Source organism: Streptomyces sp. NPDC048196, assembly GCF_040652715.1.
Taxonomy (GTDB): Bacteria; Actinomycetota; Actinomycetes; order Streptomycetales; family Streptomycetaceae; genus Streptomyces; species Streptomyces siderophoricus.
In genome coordinates this window covers 20801-42165 of record NZ_JBEZMM010000016.1, presented here as the reverse complement: position 1 = coordinate 42165, position 21365 = coordinate 20801, and the positions used below count along the sequence as shown (strand labels likewise).

Sequence of the window (21365 nt, the reverse complement as noted above, 5' to 3'; positions counted from 1 at the left end):
AGGCGCACTCCTCAACAGTAGGCCGCGGAAGGCCGCCGCGGGCAGCGATCGCCGACGGTTGCCCGAATGCGACCCGGCATCCTGGATCAATCTGGTATGCGCCGATGGGGTGACACCTCACTCCTCCTCAGGCGGAGTGACAGCTACCGCTCGTGCCGCCTCGGGACCCTGTTCCAGCAGCACCGCGAAGCCGTCATCGTCCAGTACCGGGACCTTCAACTGCATCGCCTTGTCGTACTTCGAACCGGGGTTGTCGCCCACCACTACGAAACCGGTCTTCTTCGAAACGGAACCGGTCACCTTCGCTCCGAGGTTCTGGAGGGCCTCTTTCGCGCCATCTCTTGTGTGTGACTGAAGTGTGCCCGTTACGACGACGGTGACGCCTTCGAGGGGGCGCGGGCCCTCCTCACCCGTTTGCTCCTCCTCCATCCGGACGCCGGCGGCCCGCCACTTCTCGATGACCCCGCGGTGCCAGTCCTCGGTGAACCACTGCTTCAACGACGCGGCGATGGTGGGCCCGACGCCGTCCACGGCGGCCAGCTCGGCCTCGTCCGCGTCCCGGATGCGGTCGATCGAGCGGAACTCCCGCGCCAGCGCCTCGGCCGCCACGGGCCCCACGTGCCGGATGGACAGACCGGTCAGGATGCGGGCCAGCGGGCGCTCCTTGGCGGCCTGGATGTTCTCCAGCATCGCGAGGGTGTTCTTCTTCGGCTCGCCCTTCTGGTTGGCGAAGAACGTGACGACCTTCTCCTCGCCGGTCTTCGGGTCGCGCTTGGGCAGCCCGGAATCGGGGTCGAGGACGTACGACTTGATGGGCAGCAACTGCTCGACGGAGAGGCCGAACAGATCGCCCTCGTCCTTCAGCGGCGCCTCGGCGGGCTCCAGCGGCTGGCTCAGCGCGGTGGCCGCGACATATCCGAAATTCTCGATGTCCAGGCATTTGCGGCCGGCGAGGTAGAACAGCCGCTCACGGATCTGCGCGGGGCAGGAGCGGTTGTTGGGGCACCGCAGGTCGATGTCGCCTTCCTTGGCGGGCTGCAGGGCCGTGCCGCACTCGGGGCACTCGGCCGGCATCACGAACTCCCGCTCGGTGCCGTCCCGCAGGTCGACCACCGGGCCCAGGATCTCGGGGATGACGTCGCCGGCCTTGCGGATCACGACGGTGTCCCCGATCAGCACCCCCTTGGCCTTGACCACGTCCTGGTTGTGCAGGGTCGCGAACTCCACCTCGGACCCGGCGACCGTGACCGGCTCGACCACGGCGTACGGCGTGACCCGGCCGGTGCGGCCGACGCCGACCCGGATGTCCACCAGCTTGGTGTTGACCTCCTCCGGGGGGTACTTCCAGGCGATCGCCCAGCGCGGGGCGCGGGACGTCGAGCCCAGCCGGCCCTGGAGGCGGATCTCGTCCAGCTTGACGACCACGCCGTCGATCTCGTGCTCCACGGCCGTGCGGCGGGTCTCGGGGTCGCCGTAGTGGGCGATGAACTCCCGTACCGCTTCGAGGGAGTCGACGACCCTGTTGTGGGTGGCCGTCGGCAGGCCCCACTCCTTCAGCAGGCCGTACGCCTCCGAGAGCCGGTCGATCTCCAGGCCGTCGCGGGCGCCGAGGCCGTGGACGACCATGTGCAGCGGGCGACTGGCCGTGATCTTGGGGTCCTTCTGGCGCAGCGAACCGGCCGCGGCGTTACGGGGGTTGGCGAACGGCGGCTTGCCGTCGGCCACCAGCCGCTCGTTGAGCTGGAGGAACTTCTCCATCGGGAAGTAGACCTCGCCGCGCACCTCGACCAGGGCCGGAATCCGGTCACCCTTCAGGCGGTTGGGGATGTCGGCGATCGTCCGGACATTGGGGGTGATGTCCTCGCCGGTGCGGCCGTCGCCGCGGGTGGCGGCGCGGGTCAGCCGGCCGTGCTCGTAGGTGAGGTTGACGGCGAGGCCGTCGACCTTGAGCTCGCACAGGAAGTGGTAGCCCGCGCCCTTGGGGGCGCCGCCCAGCTCACCGGCGAGCCGCTCCGCCCAGGCCGCCAACTCCTCCTGGTCGAAGGCGTTGTCGAGCGAGAGCATCCGCTCGCGGTGCGCGACCTCGGTGAATTCGGTTGCGTACGCACCGGCGACCTTCTGGGTCGGGGAATCCGGGGTGCGCAGCTCGGGGTGCTCGTTCTCCAGTGCTTCCAGGGAGCGCAGCAGCCGGTCGAACTCGGCGTCGCTGATGACCGGAGCGTCCTTCACGTAATAGCGGAATCGGTGCTCCTCGATCTGCTCAGCGAGCTGCGCGTGCTTCTCCCGCGCCGCTGTGGGCACCTTGGATTGCGCTGCGTGCTGTTCGCCAGCCACCGTCTTGTCCTCCCGTGGTCCTTGAGTGCGGTCACTCAGGGTTGTCTGCGAGCGACCTCGCCGCCCGGACGCAATGGGCGAGCACCGAGCGGGCATATCCGGGCGAAGCGCCCGCGAGCCCGCACGACGGGGTGACGACCACGGACTCGCCGAGAGTCCCCGGTGCCAGCCCCAGCCTGCGCCAGAGCGTCCTGACACCCATGACGCTACCGGCAGGGTCTGACAATCGGCCGTCCACGCCCGGCACCACGCCCGCGAACAGCGCCGTACCGCTCTCGACGGCTTCCCCGATCGCCTCCTCCTCACGCTCGGTGAGCAGCGCGAAATCGAACGAGATGCCCGTGACGCCGGCCCGCCGCAGCAGCCCGAACGGCACCTCGGGCGCGCAGGAGTGGACGACCACGGGCCCGCCCTGCGCCACCGCCACGAGATCGCGCAGCGCGCCCTCGACCACGGCCCGGTCCACGGCCCGGTGGGTCCGGTACCCGCTCGCCGTCCTGACCCGCCCCTGGAGCACCGCGGTCAGGGAGGGCTCGTCGAGCTGGAGGACGACCTCGGCGCCCGGCACCCGGCGCCGGACGTCCGCGAGGTGGCCGCGCAGCCCCTCCGCCAGCGACGCCGCGAGGTCCCGGCAGGCGCCGGGGTCGCTGAGCGCGGCCTCGCCGTTGCGCAGTTCCAGGGCGGTGGCCAGCGTCCAGGGGCCGACCGCGGAGACCTTCAGCGGGCCCTGGTAGCCCTGGGTGAATTCCTCCAGGGCGTCGAGGTCCTCGCCGAGCCAGGAGTGCGCCCGCCGGGTGTCCCGGCCGGGCCGGTCGCTGATCCGCCAGCCGCTGGGCTCCACATGGCCGTAGACCTCGACGAGCATCCCCAGGGTGCGTCCGATCATGTCGGCGCCGGGGCCCCGCGCCGGGAGCTCCGGCAGATACGGGAAGGTCTCCAGCGACCCGGTGACGGTCTTGGCCGCCTCCCGCGCGTCCCCGCCGGGCATCGACCCGATACCGGTCGCCGCGCCCGCTGCCCACTCGTACGTGCTGTTCTCGCTCACCCCGGAAGGGTATGCGGCGGCGGGCGCGGGGTGCGTACCCCGGGCCCGCCGCCGCACGCGCCCGCCCGCGGGACGGGCGTCGCGTCACCGCCGGCCGCGTACGCCCAGCCAGCCGGTCACCGCGGCCACCGCCAGCGCTCCGGCGGTGAGGGCGAAGGCGGCCCGGGCGCCCGGGTGCCCGCCGCCGGCCGCGGTGAGCACCGCGCCCATCCCGGCGATGCCGACCAGCGAGCCGATCTGGCGGTTGGCGTTGAGGGTGGCGCTGCCGATGTCGGCGTGCTCGCGGCCGGCGGCCTCCATCAGGACGCCGGTCAGTGCCGGGGAGCTGATCCCGCTGCCGATGTTGGTGACGGCGAGGACCACCGCGAGGACCCAGTACGGCAGTCCGGGCCGGACGATCAGGAAGAGCACGACATATCCGGCGGCGGAGACGGCGAGGGAGGCGGTGAGCGCGGTCCGGTTGCCGAGACGGTGCCCGATCCGGGCGTAGAGCATGTTGCCGAACGGCAGGATCAGCACGGCCGGGAGCATCTGGAGGCCGGCGGTCACCGCGCTCGCGCCGCGGGCCGTCTGGAGGAACAGCCCGAGGACGAACAGGGCGCCATAGAAGGCGAAGTTGAAGAGGAAGCCGACCACGTTGGCCGCCGAGAACCGGCTGTCCGAGAAGAGCGCGGCCGGGAGGATCGGCGTACGGGCGGTCCGTTCCCGGAGGACGAAACCGGCCACCGCGACCACGGTGAGCGCGAAGGCGCCCAGCACGAGCGGCGCGGACCAGCCCTGGTCCGGTCCTTCGATGAGGGCGTAGCTGAGCGATCCGAGGGCGACCAGCCCGAGGACGTGGCCGGTGCCGCCGAGCGCCGAACCGCGGGCCGGGACCGCCGCGATCACCCGGCGGGTGAGCAGCAGCCCGGCGATGCCGATGGGGAGGTTGACCAGGAAGATGGAGCGCCAGCCCAGGGTGCCGACCAGGAGGCCGCCGATGGTCGGGGCGAGCCCCACGGAGGTGGAGACGATCGCCGACCAGATGCCGAGGATCCTGGCCCGGCGGGCGGGTTCGGGGAAGGCGTTCATCAGCAGCGACAGCGAGCTGGGCATGAACAGCGCGGCGCCGATGCCCTGGGCGAAGCGGGCCGCCACCAGGACGGTGCCGTCCGGGGCCACCGCGCCGAGCAGGGAGGCGGCGGTGAACGCGGCGAGCCCGACGAGGTAGATACGGCGGGCGCCGTACCGCTTCGCCAGCGAGCCGGCGAGCAGCAGCAGCGCGGCGAAGGCGAGGACATAGCCGTCGACGACCCAGGTCAGGCCGGCCATGCTCAGGCCGAGGCGGGCCCGCAGGTCGTGTGCCGCGACGTTCATGATGCCGGTGTCCAGGCTGGCCATCACGAATCCGAGGGCCAGGACGAGGAGTTGGAGCCCACCACGGGCCGCCGGGGTGACCGGTGCGGCCGGCGCCTCGGAGGTCTTGCGCGCCGAGTCGCGCGCCGTCGCCTTCTCAGTGATCATGCAATGCAGTTAAAGCTGTAACCATCACTCGGCGCAATGGTTACAGCTATAACTTTACGAAAGGCATACGGAACCGCCGGCGCCCTCCCGGCGCAGGGATCAGTCGCCCCGCCCCAGGGCCTTCAGCAGGTCGTCACGGAACGCGGCCCGCTCCTCGTGCGTGAGGTGGTCCAGCGGCGACGCGGTGCCCATCCGGCGCAGCAGGTCGAGCCGCAACTCCCGCCCCGCCTCGGTCAGTACGAGCTGCTTGGCCCGGCCGTCGAGCGGATGCGGCTGCCGCACCACCATGCCCTGCTTCTCCAGCTTGGAGATGACATAGGTGACATTGGGCGGTTCGCAGCAGAGCACCCCGGCCAGCTCCCGCGCGGTCTTCGGCTCGCCGAGCTCCTCCAGCGCCTTGGCCTGCGTCGGGGTCAGGTCCAGCTCGGCGATCCGGCTGCGCTGATGGGCGTCCAGCCGGCGGCTCAGTTCGGTCACCAGTCCCCGGATCTCCCGGAACCCGCACCCCGCCGCCGCGGTCGACTTCGCTTCAGTGGTCACTCTTGCAGCGTACGTCGCCGCGGCGGCCCTCCGGCGGCCCCCTGGGCCACCAACCTCAGCGTCCCGGGCGCACCGAGACGTCGTTGATCTCCGCGTCCCGCGGCAGGTCGACGGCGGCGAGGATCGCGGTGGCCACCGACTCGGGGTCGATCCAGCGGGACGGGTCGTACGCCTTGCCCTCCTGCTGGTGGGTGCTCTCCTGCATCGGCGTGGCCGTGCGCCCCGGGTAGACCGAGGTCACCCGCACGCCGTTGCCGTGCTCCTCCGCCCGCAGGGAGTCGGCCAGCGCCTTCAGGCCGTGCTTGCTCGCCGCGTACGCGCTCCAGTTGGCGTGCGCGTTCAGCCCGGCGCCGGAGTTGACGAAGACCACATGCCCCTTGGCCAGCCGCACCAGCGGCAGCAGCAGCCGGGTCAGCTCGGCCGGCGCCACCAGGTTGGCGGCGAGCTGCCGCTGCCACGCCTTGGCCGGCAGCTCGCCGACCGCGCCCAGCTCGATGACGCCCGCGATGTGCTGGAGGGAGTCGATCCGGTCCGGCAGCGACTGCTGGCCGAGCGCGAAGGACAGCTTCTCGGGGTTGGTCAGGTCGCCCACGATCACATGGGCGGTGGGGAACTGCGCGGCCAGCTCCTTCGCGCGGGGCGCGCTGCGCGCCAGCAGCCACAGCTCCTCGCCGCGCTCCGCCAGCCGCCGTGCGACCGCCGCTCCGATGCCCGACCCTGCGCCCGTGATCAAGTGCGTACCCATGGGCCCGATCCTAACGAGCCGGCCCACCGGGCGGCGGGGCGGCGGCTCAGGCCGGGTAGCCCGCCTTCTCCTCCAGGTAGGCCAGCGCGCCGACGCCGTCCGCCGCGAAGAACACCAGGTCGGTGAGGGGAAGCGGCAGGAAACCCTCGTCCTCCATGCGCCGGAACTGCTCGTGCAGCCCGTCGTAGAAGCCGGCGGTGTTCAGCAGCACGACGGGCTTGCTGTGCAGCCCGTGCTTGCGCAGCTCCAGGATCTCGGTGGCCTCGTCGAGGGTGCCGGTGCCGCCGACCATGATGACGATGGCGTCGGCGCGGGCCAGCATCTCCGCCTTGCGCTCGGCGAGGTCCTTGGTGACGACCATCTCGTCGGCGCCCGCGCGCGCCTTGTGCGCCAGGAACTCCACCGAGATCCCGATCAGCTTCCCGCCGGCCTCCTGCACCCCGTCGGCCATCACCTTCATCAGCCCGGTGTCCGAACCGCCCCACACCAGCGCGTGCCCGCCCTTGCCGATCAGCTCGGCGAACTGGCGGGCCGGGACGACATAGCGGTCGTCGAGGTCGGCGGCGGAGCAGAAGACGCAGATGTTCATGCGGGCCACCTTACGAGCCGGGGGCGGCGGGGCGGCCGCCGCTCCGGCGCGCGCCCCGCCGCCCGCGGTCAGATCAGGCCCTGGTCGAGCATCGCGTCCGCGACCCGCTCGAAGCCCGCGATGTTGGCGCCCGCGACGTAGTCGCCGGGCCGACCGAACCGGTCGGCGGTCTCGTGGCAGGTGCGGTGGATGCTGCGCATGATCGCGGCCAGCTCGCCCTCGGCCCGCTCGAAGGACCAGGTGTCCCGCGCGGAGTTCTGCCGCATCTCCAGCGCGCTGGTCGCCACCCCGCCCGCGTTGGCGGCCTTGCCGGGGCCGAAGGCCACCCCGGCCTCCTTGAAGAGCGCCACCGCGTCCGGCGTGGTCGGCATGTTCGCGCCCTCGGACACCGCCTTGACGCCGTTGCGGACCAGGATCCGGGCCGCCTCCGCGTCCAGCTCGTTCTGGGTCGCCGAGGGCAGCGCGACGTCGCAGGCGACGTCCCACACCCGGCCGCCGGGCACGTACCGGGCCGACACCCCGCGCCGCTCGGCGTACGCGCTGATCCGGCCGCGCTCGACCTCCTTGATCTGCCGCAGCAGGGCCAGGTCGATGCCCTTCTCGTCGACGACGTAGCCGCCGGAGTCGGAGGCGGTCACCACGTTGGCTCCGAGGGCCTGCGCCTTCTCGATGGTGTAGAGGGCGACGTTGCCGGAACCGGACACCACGACCTGCTGGCCGTCCAGCTCCTCCCCGCGCACCTTGAGCATCTCCTGCGTGAACAGCACATTGCCGTAACCGGTGGCCTCCGTACGGGCCTTGGAGCCGCCCCAGGACAGCCCCTTGCCGGTCAGCACCCCGGCCTCCCAGCGGTTGGTGATCCGCCGGTACTGGCCGAAGAGGTAGCCGATCTCCCGGCCGCCGACGCCGATGTCACCGGCCGGTACGTCGGTGTGCTCGCCGAGGTGGCGGTGCAGTTCGGTCATGAACGACTGGCAGAACCGCATCACCTCGGCGTCCGACCTCCCGTGCGGGTCGAAGTCGCTGCCGCCCTTGCCGCCGCCGATGTTCAGGCCGGTCAGGGCGTTCTTGAAGATCTGCTCGAAGCCGAGGAACTTCACGATCCCGAGGTTCACCGACGCGTGGAAGCGCAGCCCGCCCTTGTACGGGCCGAGGGCGCTGTTGAACTCCACCCGGAAGCCGCGGTTGACGTGGACCGTGCCGGCGTCGTCCTGCCAGGGCACCCGGAACATGATCTGCCGCTCGGGCTCGCAGATCCGCTCCAGGATCTTCGCCTCGGCGAACTCCGGACGGGCGGCGAGCACGGGCTCCAGCGTCTCCAGCACCTCCAGGGCCGCCTGGTGGAACTCGGGCTCACCCGGGTTCCGGCGCACCAGCTCGGCGTACAGGGATGCCGGGCCGGCCTGCTGCGCGCCGGACCTGACCCCAGACTGAACAGTCGACATATGGACTTCCGTTCCGTTCGTGGCCGCGAAGGCCCTCTGACGCCCCGTGCTGGCCGACCTTACTCGGCGCCCAGGACGCCCCGGGGCGCTCACCGCCAGGTCCGGCCCGGGGTGTCACGAACGCCACACTGCGCGCGCTCCCGGGCCGGCCCGGCAACCACCCCCGGGGAGCGGCCACCGGTTGACACCGCTGCCCCGGCCACCTCGGCGGACGGGTCAGCTGATCGCCAGGGTGTCGAGGAAGCCCCGGACGTTGCGGCGGGTCTCGGCCACGCTGTCGCCCCCGAATTTCTCCACTATTGCGTCGGCGAGGACGAGCGCGACCATGGCCTCGGCCACGATCCCGGCGGCCGGCACCGCACAGACGTCGGAGCGCTGGTGGTGCGCCGTGGCCGCCTCGCCGGTGCTGACGTCCACCGTCGCCAGCGCCCGCGGCACCGTCGCGATCGGCTTCATGGCCGCCCGGACGCGCAGCGGCTCGCCCGTCGACAGCCCGCCCTCGGTACCGCCGGAGCGGCCCGAGGCGCGGCGGATGCCCTGGCCGGTGCGAACGATCTCGTCATGCGCCCGCGAACCCGGCACCCGGGCCAGCGCGAAGCCGTCACCGACCTCCACCCCCTTGATCGCCTGAATGCCCATGAGCGCGGCGGCAAGCCGGGCGTCCAGACGACGGTCCCAGTGGACGTGCGAGCCCAGGCCGACCGGCACCCCGTAGGCCAGCACCTCGACCACCCCGCCCAGGGTGTCGCCGTCCGTGTGGGCCCGGTCGATCTCCGCGACCATCGCCTTCGAGGCCTCCGCGTCCAGGCAGCGCACCGGGTCGGCGTCCAGCCGCTCGGCGTCGGAGGGCTCGGGGTGGGCCCCGTACGGTGCCTTGGCCGCCGCCAGCTCCACCACGTGCGAGACGATCTCGATGCCGGCGGTCTCCTTGAGGAAGGAGCGGGCCACCGCGCCCAGGGCGACCCGGGCCGCGGTCTCCCGCGCCGAGGCGCGCTCCAGGATGGGGCGGGCCTCGGCGAAACCGTACTTCTGCATTCCGGCGAGGTCGGCGTGGCCGGGGCGGGGGCGGGTCAGCGGGGCGTTACGGGCCAGTGACGCGAGCTCCGCCTCGTCCACCGGGTCGGCCGCCATCACCTGCTCCCACTTGGGCCACTCGGTGTTGCCGACCATGACCGCCACCGGTGAGCCGAGCGAGCGGCCGTGCCGTACCCCGCCCAGGAACGTGACCTCGTCCCGCTCGAAGGCCATCCGGGCACCGCGTCCGTGGCCCAGCCGGCGGCGGGCCAGCGCGTCCGCCACCAGCTCCGTGGTGACCGGGACCCCGGCCGGCAGGCCCTCCAGCGTCGCCACCAGTGCGGGGCCGTGCGACTCCCCCGCCGTCAGCCAGCGCAACCTGCTCAACGGTCCGCTCCGGCGCCGAAGTCCCGTTCGCCGTGCAGCCATTGGACGGTGTCGTACAGGTCGTCCACGGTCATGGCGGCGAGCCTGGCGTTGCGCTCGCGGGCCGCCCGGCCGGCCGGGTGGTAGAGCTGCCGGCCCATCTCCCGGGCCACCAGCTGGGTCTTCGCGGTGCGTTCGTGCCGGACCGCGTGGTACTTCTCCAGGCGCTGGACGACGTCGGCGGCCGGGCCGTCGAGGAGTGCGCCGAGGACCACGGCGTCCTCCAGGGCCTGGCAGGCGCCCTGGGCGGCGTACTGGAGCATCGGGTGCGCGGCGTCGCCGAGGAGGGCCACCCGGCCGTCGGTCCAGCGGTCGGCCGGGTCGCGGTCGCAGAGGACCCAGGACTTCCAGTTCTCGCCGAGCTCCAGCAGCCGGCGGGCGGTGCTGCCGAGGTCGGGGAATTCGGCGAGCACCCGGTCGCGGTCGGCGGGGAGGCCGGCCACCGCCTCGGTCGCGCCGTCGTCGCGGGTGGCGGCGAGGTTGAGGAACTCACCGCCGCCGACGGGGTAGTGGACGAAGTGCCACTTGGGTCCGGCCCACAGGGTGACGGTGTTCCAGCGCAGGTCCTCGGGAACCTTGGCCATGGGGATGACGGAGCGGTAGATGGTGTGGCCGGAGACCCGGGGGTCGCCGTCGCCGAGGAGCTGACCGCGGACGGTGGAGCGGATGCCGTCGGCGCCGATCAGGGCGTCTCCGGTGAGCCGTTCGCCGCCGGCGAGTACGGCGGTGACCGAGCCGGTGTCCTGCGCGTAGCGGACGACCGGGCTGTCGGTGCGCAGTTCGATGCCGTCGGTGGCCCGGCAGGCGGCCAGCAGCGGCTCGTACAGGCAGGTGCGGTGGACCACGGCGTAGGGGTTGCCGAAGCGGGTGCGGTAGGCGCCGGTGAGCGGCATCGACCGGACCTTGCGGCCGGTGGTGCCGTCCATGAAGCGCAACTCGTCGATGAAGACGGCCCGTCGGCGGACCGCGTCGCCGACGCCGAGCCGGTCCAGGGCGTGGAAGGCGTTGGGGCCGAGCTGGATGCCGGCGCCGAGTTCGGTGAAGGAGTCCCGGCGTTCCAGGACGGTCACCCGGTGTCCGTGCCGGGCGGTGGCCAGTGCCGCCGCGAGGCCGCCCACGCCGCCGCCGGCGATGAGTATCTTCGCCATGTCATGCCTTTCGTTGCGTAGTTGTGCGCGCGTTGCCCGAGCCCGCGGCGGTGGTCACACGGCGGGTGCGTGCGCCGCGTGCGCCGGGAAGCAGCGCCGGAGTGCGGTGTGGGTGCCGCGGAACGTCCGGCTGACGCAGCCGGGGGCGTCGAGGGTGATGCCGGGGGCGCGCGGGGTCACCGTGTCGTCGCTGACCAGCGGGCGCGCAGGGTGGAGCGGCCGTCGGCGGCCGCGGCCGGCAGCAGGGACCGGTGGGTGATGCTCTTGGAGCCGGGGACGGTGACCTTCATCGGGTGTGCTCCCGGTGGCGGGCCCGCACCCGGGCGAGCGAGGCGCGGGCGGCCGCGGCGACCCGGGTGGCGGTCAGCCCGTACTGCTCGTACAGCGTCTGGTAGGGGGCCGACGCACCGAACTGGTCCAGGCCCAGGGCGGCCCCGGCGTCGCCGACCAGGGCGTGCCAGCCGAGGACCGAGCCGGCCTCGACGGAGATCCGGGCCGGGACGTCCGGCGGCAGTACCTGGTCGCGGTACTCCTGGCGCTGCGCGCGGAACCACTCCAGGCAGGGCAGCGAGACCACCCGGGCGGCGATTCCCTCGTCGTGCAGCAGCCGCCTGGCGTCGAGGGCGAGGTGCACCTCGCTGCCGGTGCCGATGAGGACGACGTCCGGGGTGGTGGGGGCGCCGTCGGGGGTGTGGGCCTCGGCGAGGACGTAGCCGCCCCTGGCCACGCCGTCGGCCGGGGCCAGGCCGGTGCCGGGCGAACGGTCGAGGACGGGCAGGTTCTGCCGGGTGAGGCAGAGGCCGGCGGGCCGGTCGGTGTGCGTGAGGACGGTGCGCCAGGCGATCGCGGTCTCGTTGGCGTCGGCGGGGCGGACCACGTCGAGTCCGGGGATGCCGCGCAGCGACCACAGGTGTTCCACGGGCTGGTGGGTGGGGCCGTCCTCGCCGAGCCCGATGGAGTCGTGGGTCCACACGTAGGTGACGGGCAGCCGCATCATGGCGGCGAGCCGGACGGCGGGGCGCATGTAGTCGGAGAACACCAGGAAGGTGCCGCCGTAGGGGCGGGTGCCGCCGTGCAGGGCGATGCCGTTGAGGACCGCGCCCATGGCGTGTTCGCGGATGCCGAAGTGCAGGGTGCGGCCGTAGCGGTGGCCGGGGAAGGCGTCGGTGGCGAACTCCTCGGGCACGAAGGAGGGTTGGCCGGGCATGGTGGTGTTGTTGGACTCGGCGAGGTCGGCCGAGCCGCCCCACAGTTCCGGCAGGGTGTCGGCGAGCGCGGCGAGCACCGCGCCGGAGGCTTTGCGGGTGGCCATCTGCCGGCCGGGGGCGAATTCCGGGAGCGCCGCCTGCCAGTTGTCGGGCAGGGTGCGGGCGGCGATCCGGTCGTGTGCGGCGGCCCGCCGGGGGAATGCGGACCGCCAGTCCTGGTGGCGCCGTTCCCACTCCGCGCGAAGGGCCCGGCCGCGGACGCCGGCCCGGCGGGTCCGTTCGAGCACCTCGGCGGGGACGTGGAAGGAGCGCGCGGGGTCGAGCCCCATGGCGGCCTTGGTGGCGGCCGCCTCGTCGGCGCCGAGCGCGGCGCCGTGGATCTTGCCGGTGTTCTGCTTGCCCGGTGAGGGCCAGCCGATGAGGGTGCGCAGCGCGACGATCGAGGGGCGGCCGGTCTCCGCGCGGGCGGTGACGAGCGCCCGGTGGAGGGCGGGCACGTCCTCGTGGTAGCCGTCGCCGGTGGTCCAGTCGACGCGCTGGACGTGCCAGCCGTAGGCGGCGAACCGGGCGAGGACGTCCTCGGACTGGGCGATGCGGGTGTCGTCCTCGATGGAGATGCGGTTGTCGTCGTAGAGGACGACGAGGTTGCCGAGGCGCTGGTGGCCGGCGAGCGAGCCGGCCTCGTGGCTGAGGCCCTCGGCGAGGTCGCCGTCGGAGACGAACGCCCAGATGGTGTGGTCGAAGGGGCTGGTGCCCTCGGGTGCGTCGGGGTCGAACAGACCGCGTTCGCGCCGGGCGGCCATGGCCATGCCGACGGCGTTGCCGAGGCCCTGGCCGAGCGGGCCGGTGGTGGTCTCCACGCCCGGGGTGTGACCGAATTCGGGGTGGGCGGGGGTCAAACTGCCGGCGGTGCGCAGGGACTTGAGGTCGTCGAGGGTCAGCCCGTAGCCGGAGAGGTAGAGCTGGATGTAGAGGGTGAGGCCGGCGTGGCCGCAGGAGAGGACGAAGCGGTCCCGGCCGGCCCAGTGCGGATCGGCCGGGTCGTGCCGCAGCAGCCGCTGGAAGAGCAGGTGGGCGGCGGGGGCCAGGCTCATGGCGGTGCCGGGGTGGCCGTGGCCGGCGCGTTCGACGGCGTCGACGGCGAGCGCGCGGGCGGTGTCCACGGCGCGGCGGTCGAGGGCTGTCCACTCCAGAGGGGCCGTGGTGGCGGCCCGGGCGGGGGCGGTGGGTGCGGTGGTCATCAGGCGGCTCGCTTCCGGTCGAGGACGAGGTCGTGGCCGACGACGTACGAGGACTCGTCCGAGCAGAGCCAGACCACGGAGTCGGCGATCTCGTCGGCGGTGGCGTGGCCGGGGCCGGCCGGGCCGGGCCCGGCGGCGGGTCCGTCGACCGGGCCGGGGCTGATGGCGTTGATCCGGATGCCCGCGGAGAGGTACTCGCCGGCGGCCGCGCGGGTCAGGGTGGTCAGGGCGGCCTTGGAGGCGGCGTAGGCGCCCAGGCCGGGGCGGAGGCCGTTGCTGAGGAGGTTGCAGGCGGTGTTGACGATGACCCCGCCGTGGTGCTCCTTCATGTAGGCGATCTCGTGCTTCATGGACGTCCACACGCCGGTGAGGTTGTGGGCGAGCAGTTCGGTCCAGACGGTCTCGCAGGTCTCGGCGACCGGGCGGGCCGGGCCGGTGACGGTGACGTTGTTGAAGGCGATGTCGAGTCCGCCGCAGCGCTCCACCGTGACCGCGACCATCCGCTCGGCGGCCTCGGGTCCGCCGCGGGTCACATCGGCCACCACCCGCTCGGCGCGGCCGCCGGCCCGGCGGATGGTGGCGACCGTGGCGTCCAGGGTCCGGGCGTCCGGTCCGGCGACCACGACGGTCGCGCCCTGGCGGGCGAAGGCGAGCGCGCCGGCCCGGCCGATGGCGTCGTCGCCACCGGCGACGAGCGCGACCTTGCCGTCGAATCGTGCGGGCATTGTGCTTCTCCTGTTTCCGCTGGGCCGGCGGCAGCCGGCGGGATGCCGTGGCATGAACTCTGGTTGCCGGGCGCCATTTCGGACAACGGCGGCCACGGCACTCCGTCAAAAGCCCGGTACTCCGTCAGATGCCGCGGCCGGCCGGGCCGGAAAGGCCGCGGCGCGGAGCCCGGAAGGGTTTCTTCCGGCCCGGCGCCGCGGCGGTTTTCCGGGTTCGCTGATATTCCGTGGGTGCTGGATTCGGGGCGTTCCGGTTTCCGGCGGTTCCCGGCCGGTCACCGTGCGAAGGCGAGTCCCAGCCCGGTCAGATCGGGGACGGTGTGTTCTCCCTCGGTGGCCGCCTCGACGTTCAAGCGGTGCACCACGGTGGGCGGGTAGCCGATGAGTTCGGCGGCCCGGGTGGGCAGCGGCCGGCTCGCGGCGGCCTCCGATTCCCACAGGAAGACCGCGCCCCAACCCCCGCCCCCGGCATCCGAGATCCAGAATTTCATCCGGAGCCCGGGCCACCGGGAAAAGCGCTCGACCGCCTCCTCCCGCAGGAATTCCCTGAGCGTTTCCGTGGTCTGGTCGGATTCCTCGAGATCCCACCAGGCAATGACCGCTTTCACCGGGCGACCGCCTCCGATTGCGCCAGGACTTCGGCGAGCAGTCCGCTGACGATGCGGACGCCGTCCTCGGTCAGCACGGATTCGGAATGGAACTGCATCGACGCGTATCCGGGTCCGCGCAGTGCGTGCACCTCGCCGGTGTCCGGGTCCCGGCTGATCTCGATCACCCCGGCCGCGGTCTCCGCCTTGTCCTCGGTGCTGTGCGCGGCGAAGGTGTTGTAGAACCCGACCCGTACCCGGTCGCCGAAGAGGTCGACGGTCCGCTGGACGCCCTGGTTGGGGACCGCGCGGCGGACGAGGTCGAGGCCGAGCAGGGTGCAAAGCACCTGGTGGCTGAGGCAGACCGCGAGGAACGGCCGCCGCTCGTCGAGGAGTTGGCTGATCGCGGTCCGCAGATGGGCGATCTTGGGGTGGCCGGTCTGCCGCGGATCGCCCGGGCCGGGGCCCATCACCACCAGGTCGTAGCCGTCGAAGGCGTACGGCTCGTCGAAGCGGCGTACGGTCACGTCAAGGCCCATGGAGCGCAGCTGGTGGCCGATCATCGAGGTGAAGGTGTCCTCGGCGTCGACGACCAGCACCCGCCGGCCGGTGAGCCCGGCGACCGCGTGGCCGGTCCGGTCCTCCTCGGCGGCGAGCCAGAACCCGGCGATCGTGGCGTTGCGTTCGGCGAGCGCCGCCTGCACGGTGGCGTGCCCACCGAACCTGCCGCGTCCCGGTTCCGCCAGTGCGGAGAGCAGCCCGGCGGCCTTGGCGCGGGTCTCGGCGACCTCGGACAGTGGGTCGGAGTGGCGGACGAGGGTGGCGCCGACGCCGATCCGGACCCGGCCGCGCGGGTCGAGTTCCGCGGTCCGGATGAGGATCGCCGAGTCGAGCGTGCGGCCGCCCGCCGCGTCCCGGCCGATGAGGGCGGCGACGCCGCTGTAGTAGCCGCGGCCGGCCGGCTCGTAGCGGGCCACCACCCGGGCCGCGCTCTCCAGGGGGCTGCCGGTGACGGTGGGCGCGAACAGCGTCTCGTGCAGGATCTGACGCACGTCGCGGGTCGTGTGGCCCTCGATGAAGTACTCGGTGTGCGCGAGCCGGGCCATCTCCCGCAGGTACGGTCCGACGACCCGGCCGCCGGACTCGCAGATGCGGGCCATCATCTTCAGCTCTTCGTCGACGACCATGTAGAGCTCGTCGGCTTCCTTGCGATCGGCGAGGAAGTCCATGACCTCGGGCAGGGTGGGCCCGGCGGGCGGGTAGCGGTAGGTGCCGCTGATCGGGTTCATCACGGCCTCGCCGCCGTGCACGCTGATGTGGCGCTCCGGCGAGGCGCCGACGAACGTCCGCCCGCCGGTGTGCACCAGGAACGTCCAGTACGCCCCGGCCTCGCGCTCCAGCAGCCGCCGGAAGAAGGTCGGCGCGCTGTGCGGTCCGTAGTCGGTGATGTCGGTGACGAAGGAGCGCTTGATGACGAAGTTGGCGCCCTCGCCGGTGCCGATCTCCTCGGCGATGATCCGGCGCACGGTGGCCGCGTAGGCGTCGTCGTCGACGTCGAACGCCCCGTCGGACAGGGTGATCGGGACGTCGGGGATGCGGGCCAGGGCCTCGGCGACCGGCACCGTGTCCTGTTCCTCGACGGTGAGGGTGATCAGCGGTGCGCCGTCGTCGGGGGCGTCGAAGCCGCGCTCGGCGAGCTGGCGGTAGGGGATGAGGGCGAGCACCTCGTGCCGGGCGCCGGCGCCGTCCGTGTCGCCGTCCGCGTCGCCGTCGGCCGGTCCGTCCGGCAGCGGGATGCCGGCGAGGGTGTCCACGGTGGACGCGGTGCCGCGGATCACCTCCAGCAGGCCGCGGCCGGTCGCCTCGGGGCGGTGCAGCAGCGCGAACGCCGGTGGTGGCGAGGCCAGTACGCGCCCCAGCAGGTCGTCGGTCATCGGTGCCCCCCGTCGAGGTGGGTGAGGAGTTCCTTGGTGGTGGCGACGGCGGCGCAGCGCCGGGCGGCGTAGTCCAGGGCCATCCGGTGGTCGGCGGCCGAGAAGTCGGCGACCGCGTCCGCGGCGAGGAACGGCCGGATGTCGTGGGTGAACGCCTCGACGGCGCTCATCAGCACGCCGACGTGCGCGTACACCCCGCAGATCAGCAGCTGGTCGCGGCCGGTCTCCCGGATGCGGGCGAGCAGGTCGGAGTTGTGGAAGGCGCTGTAGCGCCACTTGGTGAACTCCCAGTCGCCGGGCCGGGGTTCGAGCGGGGCGACCACGGTGCGGTCCTCGGGTCCGGGGGTCATGCCCGGGCCCCAGAAGTCCTTGAGCAGGCCGCGCTGTTCCTCGGTCATCCCGCCGGGCTGGGCGGTGTAGGCGACCGGTATGCCAAGTTCGGCGGCGCGGTCGCGGAGCAGCGCGGCGTTGGCCACCAGGGCGTCGCGTACGGACGCGGGCAGCGGCCGCAGGAAGTAGCGCTGCATGTCGTGGACGAGCAGCACGGCCCGGTCCGGGTCGGCGGTCCAGTCGACGGTGTTGCCGGGCAGGTCGCCCGGGCCGGGCATCGGGTAGGGCTCGATCGGGGGGATCCCCGCCATGGTTCCTCCAGGGGCTCGTGGGCCCACGGTCAGACGCCGAGCGTGGCGCCGCCGTCGACCGTGAGGTCGTGCATGGTGATGTGGGCGGCCTGATCGGAGAGCAGGAAGGCCACCGCGTCCGCCACGTCCTCGGGGCGGGCGATCTTGCCCAGCGGGATGCCGACGCGGTAGGCGTCGGACCGGCCGTCGATGGTGCCGCGCGGCCCGGACTCGTCGTGCCACATGGAGCTGAGCATCGGCGTCTCGGTGGATCCGGGGGCGACCAGGTTGCAGCGGATGCCCTCCTTGGCCACCTCCAGCCCCAGGCACTTGGTGAACATGGTCGCGGCGGCCTTGGAGGCGGCGTAGGCGGCCATCTCCACCCGTGCCGTGCCGGCCGCGTTGGACGCGACGGTGACCAGGGCGCCGCCGGTGCCGCGGCCGATCATGCGGTTGACCACGGCGCGGGAGACGAAGAAGACGCCGGTGGTGTTGACCGCGAAGGTGACCGCCCAGTCCTCGTCGGTGAGCGCGCGGGCCTCCGAGAGCCGCAGCACCCCGGCGGCGTTGACGAGGAAGTCCAGCGGGCCGAGGGTGCGTTCGACGCGGTCCACCACCGCCTCGACCTCGGCGCTGGAGGTGACGTCCGCGGGGAACGCCGCCGCCTGAAGGCCGTCGGCCCGGAGCTTGTCGACCACGTCGGCCAGCCGCTCGGCGTCACGGTCGACGGCGGCCACCGCCGCGCCGCGCTCGCCGAGGGACCGTACGACCGCCGCGCCTATCCCGCCGGCCGCCCCCGTGACGAGGGCGACCTTGCCTTCCATACCTGACATATTCTCGCTACCTCCATTGCGTGCCGCGCCGCGAATTCGTGCTGCGACGCGAATTCCGGGGCCGGTCAGCCACGCCAGGCGGCGGCCACCGCAACCGCCTGGGACGGATTGAGCCGGGGGTCGCACAGCGTCGTGTACTTCTCCCCTATTCCGGGGAAGCCGTCCGCGCCGACACCGCATTCGGTGACCTGGTCCGGGGTGGTTTCCAGATGCAGTCCGCCGTCCACTCCGCCCGCCTCGGAAACCGCGCTCTGGAATTCCGTCACCTCACGGATCACGGTTTCCACACAGCGGGTCTTCAGCCCGACCGGGCCGGTGACGGTGTTGCCGTGCATCGGGTCGGTCAGCCAGCTCACCGGATGGCCGGCCTCGCGCACCGTGCGGACCAGCACGGGCAGTTGGGCGCGCACCGCGTCGGCGCCCATCCGGGCGATCAGGGTGAGCCGGCCGGGCTCGCGGTGCGGGTCGAGGCGCTCGCACAGCCGACGGATCCCGTCCGGCGTCATGCTCGGGCCGACCTTGCAGGCCACCGGGTTGCCGACGGCGGCGAGCAGCGCGACGTGGGCGCCGTCGACCTGGCGGGTGCGCTCGCCGATCCACGGCCAGTGCGTCGAGGTCAGCAGCAGTCCGCCGTCGTCCTGCGCACGGACCATGGCCAGTTCGTAGTCGAGCAGCAGCGCCTCGTGGCTGGTCCACACGGGTGCCTCGACGCCGCGCCGGCGGGCCGCGCCGGTCCAGCCGAGCTGCTCGGTGACCTGCCGGGCGGCGCTCAGCCCCAAGAGCATCCGGCCCGGGTCCGGGCGACGCAGCTCCGGGTCGGGCTCCGGGCGGTTGACCATGTGGCCGCGGTAGACGGGCAGTTCGACGCCGCCGACGACCTCGGTGGGCCGGGACCGGGGCTTGCCGTACTGCCCGGCGATCCGGCCGACCCGGATGACCGGCTTGTCGGTGTTGAGCTTCATGGTGCCGGCGAGCATGTCGAGCAGCGCGGTCTTGCGGGCGACGTCGCCGGGGGTGCTCTCGGCCGGGTCCTCGGCACAGTCGCCGGTCTGTATCACCTGGAGCTCACCGGCCGCGGCCCGGGCGAGCAACCCGCGCAGTTCCCGCACGTCCGCGGCGCGCACCAGCGGTTCGGCCCGCGCCAGTTCCTCGCGTACGGCCTCCAGCGCTCCGGTGTCCGGCCAATCCGGCTGTTGTTCCGCCGGCAACGAATGCAGGCGTTCCAGACTACGCACTTCATTCCTCCCGATTAATCAGCGGCAGCAGCTAGCCACGCACCGGGAAGTCTGTGGCGCGTAATAGTCGAACACCAATACAGATTCCGGTACTCAGTCAAGTGGGTCCGGCCGCGCCGCGCGCGGGAACTGCCCGGGCCCGTTTTCCGGCCCGGGTAATGACAAAGTACCGGCCAGTTGACAAAGTAATCCGAAGCAAATTGACGCTCATTCAACCGTCTCGCCATCGTGGACCGGGAAAACACCGCACGTTCTTCTCACCCGACGAAGGATGCGAGATGACATTGGCAACGACAGCGCACGGCCGCCCGCCCGGCGGGCAGTCGCCGGTCGGCGTGCTGGGCACCGGCTCGTATCTCCCGGGCCATGTGGTCGGCAACGACGAGGCCGGCGAGCCCGCAGGGGTGGACGACGCCTGGATCGTGCGCAAGACCGGTATCCGGGCCCGGCGTTGGGCCAAGCCGGACGAGGCGACCAGCGATCTGGCCGCCGCGGCCGGCCGGGCCGCGCTCAGGAGCGCCGGCATCAGCGCCCGCGATCTGTCGCTGGTCGTCGTGGCGACCTCCACCCCCGACACCCCCCAGCCGCCGACCGCCGCCGTCGTCGCCGATCTGATCGGGGCGACCCCGGCCACCGCCGCCTTCGACCTCAACGCCGTGTGCAGCGGTTTCGTCTTCGCGCTGTCCGTGGTGCAGCGCACCCTGCTGGCCTCCGGCGGCCATGCGCTGGTGATCGGCGCGGACGTCTACTCGCGGATCCTGGACCGCACCGACCGCCGGACGACGGTGCTGTTCGGTGACGGCGCGGGCGCCGTGGTGCTGGGACCCACCGACGCCGGCCGCGGCGTGCTGGCCACCCATCTCGCCACCTTCCCCGCCTACCGGGACCTGATCGAGGTGGCCGCGGGCGGCAGCCGCCGCCCGGCCTCGGAGGAGACCCTCGCCGAGGGCGCCCACTACTTCCGGATGAACGGGCGTGCGGTGCGCGAGTTCGTCGCCGAGCACGTCCCGCCGGCCGTGCACGAGATGCTGCGCCGGGCCGGCGTCCGCCCCGACGAGATCGACCACCTCGTGCCCCACCAGGCCAACGCGATCATGCTCGACGAGCTCGCGGACGCCCTCGGGCTGCCGAACGCCCGCCTGCACACGACCGTCGCCGACTACGGCAACACCGGCGCCGCCTCCGTCCCCGTCACCCTCGACGCGGCCGTCGACTCCGGCGCGGTACGCCCCGGCGACCTGACGCTGCTGGCCGGCTTCGGCGGCGGCATGGCGGCGGGGCTGGCCCTGGTCCGCTGCTGACGACGCCCGACCCGGCCGGTCGTCGAGGACCGCCGGACCGCCCCCACCGAACCCCCTTGCTGATCTTGAGGAGCCCGTCATGCTGACCCCCGAGGCGGTCGACGCCTACCTGCACCGCATGGGCACCAAGCGGCCCGAGAAGCCCACCGTCGCCGCCCTGCGCGAGCTGCACGAACGCCATGTCCTCTGCATCCCCTTCGAGAACATCGACTTCAACCTCCGGCTGCCCATCAACATGGGCGCGGACGCCATACCCAAGATCACCGAGCAGCGGCGCGGCGGCGGCTGCTACGAGCTCAACGGCGCGTTCTCCGAGGTCCTGCGCGCCCTCGGCTACGACGTCACCGTCATGGCCGGCCGCGTCCTGGAGGACGGCGAACTCGGCCCGCTCATGGGCCACTTGATCCTCAAGGTGATCGCCGAGGACTCCGCCGAGCCCTGGCTGGTCGACGTCGGCTACGGCCGCGGCTTCCGCCACCCGCTCCGCCTCGACTCCCGTGCGCCGCAGGAGGACCCGCAGGGCACCTTCGAGCTCCGCGAGGCCCCGAACGGCGACCTCGACGTCTACCGCAACGGCTCCCACCAGTACCGGATCGAGCCCCGCCCGCGCACGGTGGACGACTTCCGGCCCACGCTGTGGTGGTTCCGCAGCGCCGACGACTCCCCGTTCCTCACCCAGCTGTTCTGCACCCGTCCGACGGCCCAGGGCCGGGTCACCCTCAGCGGCCGCAAGCTCGTCCAGGTCGTCGACGGCACCCGCACCAAGGAGGAACTCCCCGACGACGAGGCGGTGTTCGCGGCCTACCGCACCCACTTCGGCTTCGACCTCGACGCCCTCCCCACCCCGCCGGCCCCCGCCGGCTGACCGCTCCCGCTCCCTCCCCTCCCTCTC

General features: G+C 72.8%; 19 protein-coding genes. 2 read left to right on the top strand and 17 right to left on the bottom strand.

Going from position 1 to position 21365, the window contains the following annotated elements; genetic code table 11:
- Positions 1–117 precede the first annotated feature (117 nt).
- From ligA to AB0E02_RS18130, 17 genes are all read right to left on the bottom strand, one after another.
- On the bottom strand, positions 118–2334 hold the full coding sequence (ligA, locus tag AB0E02_RS18210) for an NAD-dependent DNA ligase LigA (RefSeq protein ID WP_362140474.1): 2217 nt from the start codon (positions 2332–2334) through the stop codon (positions 118–120).
- A 31-nt stretch (positions 2335–2365) separates the two neighbouring features.
- A complete protein-coding gene (locus AB0E02_RS18205; protein ID WP_362140472.1) occupies positions 2366–3379 on the bottom strand; it encodes a methionine synthase in 1014 nt (337 codons plus the stop codon).
- Positions 3380–3463: 84 nt separating this feature from the next.
- Complete coding sequence (locus tag AB0E02_RS18200) at positions 3464–4882, bottom strand: DHA2 family efflux MFS transporter permease subunit (RefSeq protein ID WP_362140469.1); 1419 nt, start codon at positions 4880–4882, stop codon at positions 3464–3466.
- A gap of 99 nt (positions 4883–4981) precedes the next feature.
- Entirely contained in the window at positions 4982–5422 is a 441-nt protein-coding gene (locus tag AB0E02_RS18195; protein ID WP_362140466.1) for a MarR family transcriptional regulator, read from the bottom strand.
- A gap of 55 nt (positions 5423–5477) precedes the next feature.
- The gene (locus tag AB0E02_RS18190; protein WP_362140463.1) at positions 5478–6167 is read right to left on the bottom strand and encodes an SDR family oxidoreductase; all 690 of its coding nucleotides are present in this window, start codon (positions 6165–6167) and stop codon (positions 5478–5480) included.
- A gap of 46 nt (positions 6168–6213) precedes the next feature.
- Positions 6214–6756 carry a TIGR00730 family Rossman fold protein gene (locus tag AB0E02_RS18185; protein WP_362140460.1) on the bottom strand — a complete coding sequence of 181 codons (543 nt, stop codon included), beginning with the start codon at positions 6754–6756 and terminating at the stop codon, positions 6214–6216.
- 68 nt (positions 6757–6824) lie between these two features.
- Complete coding sequence (gdhA, locus tag AB0E02_RS18180; protein ID WP_362140456.1) at positions 6825–8201, bottom strand: NADP-specific glutamate dehydrogenase; 1377 nt, start codon at positions 8199–8201, stop codon at positions 6825–6827.
- Positions 8202–8417: 216 nt separating this feature from the next.
- Positions 8418–9602 (bottom strand): chorismate synthase, encoded by a 1185-nt coding sequence (gene aroC / locus AB0E02_RS18175; protein WP_362140454.1) that lies wholly within the window; start codon positions 9600–9602, stop codon positions 8418–8420.
- The gene (locus tag AB0E02_RS18170; RefSeq protein ID WP_362140451.1) at positions 9599–10789 is read right to left on the bottom strand and encodes a 3-hydroxybenzoate 6-monooxygenase; all 1191 of its coding nucleotides are present in this window, start codon (positions 10787–10789) and stop codon (positions 9599–9601) included. Before AB0E02_RS18170 ends, aroC begins: the two co-directional genes overlap by 4 nt.
- A gap of 54 nt (positions 10790–10843) precedes the next feature.
- Positions 10844–10969 (bottom strand): hypothetical protein, encoded by a 126-nt coding sequence (locus tag AB0E02_RS18165; RefSeq protein ID WP_362140448.1) that lies wholly within the window; start codon positions 10967–10969, stop codon positions 10844–10846.
- 106 nt (positions 10970–11075) lie between these two features.
- On the bottom strand, positions 11076–13238 hold the full coding sequence (tkt, locus tag AB0E02_RS18160) for a transketolase (RefSeq protein WP_362140445.1): 2163 nt from the start codon (positions 13236–13238) through the stop codon (positions 11076–11078).
- Positions 13238–13963, bottom strand: coding sequence for an SDR family oxidoreductase (locus tag AB0E02_RS18155; RefSeq protein WP_362140442.1), 726 nt, complete (start codon positions 13961–13963; stop codon positions 13238–13240). The genes tkt and AB0E02_RS18155 overlap by 1 nt, the downstream gene beginning before the upstream one ends.
- Positions 13964–14238: 275 nt before the next feature.
- Complete coding sequence (locus AB0E02_RS18150) at positions 14239–14571, bottom strand: hypothetical protein (protein WP_362140439.1); 333 nt, start codon at positions 14569–14571, stop codon at positions 14239–14241.
- Entirely contained in the window at positions 14568–16484 is a 1917-nt protein-coding gene (locus tag AB0E02_RS18145) for an anthranilate synthase family protein (protein WP_362140436.1), read from the bottom strand. Before AB0E02_RS18145 ends, AB0E02_RS18150 begins: the two co-directional genes overlap by 4 nt.
- The gene (locus tag AB0E02_RS18140) at positions 16481–17125 is read right to left on the bottom strand and encodes an isochorismatase family protein (protein ID WP_362140433.1); all 645 of its coding nucleotides are present in this window, start codon (positions 17123–17125) and stop codon (positions 16481–16483) included. Before AB0E02_RS18140 ends, AB0E02_RS18145 begins: the two co-directional genes overlap by 4 nt.
- Before the next feature lie 29 nt (positions 17126–17154).
- Positions 17155–17928, bottom strand: a complete 774-nt coding sequence (locus AB0E02_RS18135) for a 2,3-dihydro-2,3-dihydroxybenzoate dehydrogenase (RefSeq protein ID WP_362140648.1) — start codon at positions 17926–17928, stop codon at positions 17155–17157.
- Positions 17929–18002: 74 nt separating this feature from the next.
- Positions 18003–19172 carry a 3-deoxy-7-phosphoheptulonate synthase gene (locus AB0E02_RS18130; protein ID WP_362140430.1) on the bottom strand — a complete coding sequence of 390 codons (1170 nt, stop codon included), beginning with the start codon at positions 19170–19172 and terminating at the stop codon, positions 18003–18005.
- A gap of 278 nt (positions 19173–19450) precedes the next feature.
- Between AB0E02_RS18130 and AB0E02_RS18125 the strand changes: the two genes are divergently transcribed.
- Both AB0E02_RS18125 and AB0E02_RS18120 read left to right on the top strand, forming a co-directional pair.
- Complete coding sequence (locus AB0E02_RS18125; RefSeq protein ID WP_362140427.1) at positions 19451–20473, top strand: ketoacyl-ACP synthase III; 1023 nt, start codon at positions 19451–19453, stop codon at positions 20471–20473.
- Between the two features lie 79 nt (positions 20474–20552).
- Positions 20553–21338: an arylamine N-acetyltransferase gene (locus AB0E02_RS18120; protein ID WP_362140424.1), complete on the top strand. Its 786-nt coding sequence runs from the start codon at positions 20553–20555 to the stop codon at positions 21336–21338.
- The last annotated feature ends 27 nt before the right edge of the window (positions 21339–21365 follow it).

Excerpts from the sequence above, each read along its gene's own strand:
- AB0E02_RS18155 (WP_362140442.1), bottom strand. The coding sequence starts at position 13,963 with ATGCCCGCACGATTCGACGGCAAGGTCGCGCTCGTCGCCGGTGGCGAC.
- AB0E02_RS18145 (WP_362140436.1), bottom strand. The coding sequence starts at position 16,484 with ATGACCGACGACCTGCTGGGGCGCGTACTGGCCTCGCCACCACCGGCG.
- AB0E02_RS18125 (WP_362140427.1), top strand. The coding sequence starts at position 19,451 with ATGACATTGGCAACGACAGCGCACGGCCGCCCGCCCGGCGGGCAGTCG.
- AB0E02_RS18120 (WP_362140424.1), top strand. The coding sequence starts at position 20,553 with ATGCTGACCCCCGAGGCGGTCGACGCCTACCTGCACCGCATGGGCACC.
- gdhA (WP_362140456.1), bottom strand. The coding sequence starts at position 8,201 with ATGTCGACTGTTCAGTCTGGGGTCAGGTCCGGCGCGCAGCAGGCCGGC.
- AB0E02_RS18200 (WP_362140469.1), bottom strand. The coding sequence starts at position 4,882 with ATGATCACTGAGAAGGCGACGGCGCGCGACTCGGCGCGCAAGACCTCC.
- AB0E02_RS18135 (WP_362140648.1), bottom strand. The coding sequence starts at position 17,928 with ATGGAAGGCAAGGTCGCCCTCGTCACGGGGGCGGCCGGCGGGATAGGC.
- AB0E02_RS18185 (WP_362140460.1), bottom strand. The coding sequence starts at position 6,756 with ATGAACATCTGCGTCTTCTGCTCCGCCGCCGACCTCGACGACCGCTAT.
- AB0E02_RS18170 (WP_362140451.1), bottom strand. The coding sequence starts at position 10,789 with ATGGCGAAGATACTCATCGCCGGCGGCGGCGTGGGCGGCCTCGCGGCG.
- AB0E02_RS18190 (WP_362140463.1), bottom strand. The coding sequence starts at position 6,167 with ATGGGTACGCACTTGATCACGGGCGCAGGGTCGGGCATCGGAGCGGCG.
- tkt (WP_362140445.1), bottom strand. The coding sequence starts at position 13,238 with ATGACCACCGCACCCACCGCCCCCGCCCGGGCCGCCACCACGGCCCCT.
- AB0E02_RS18140 (WP_362140433.1), bottom strand. The coding sequence starts at position 17,125 with ATGGCGGGGATCCCCCCGATCGAGCCCTACCCGATGCCCGGCCCGGGC.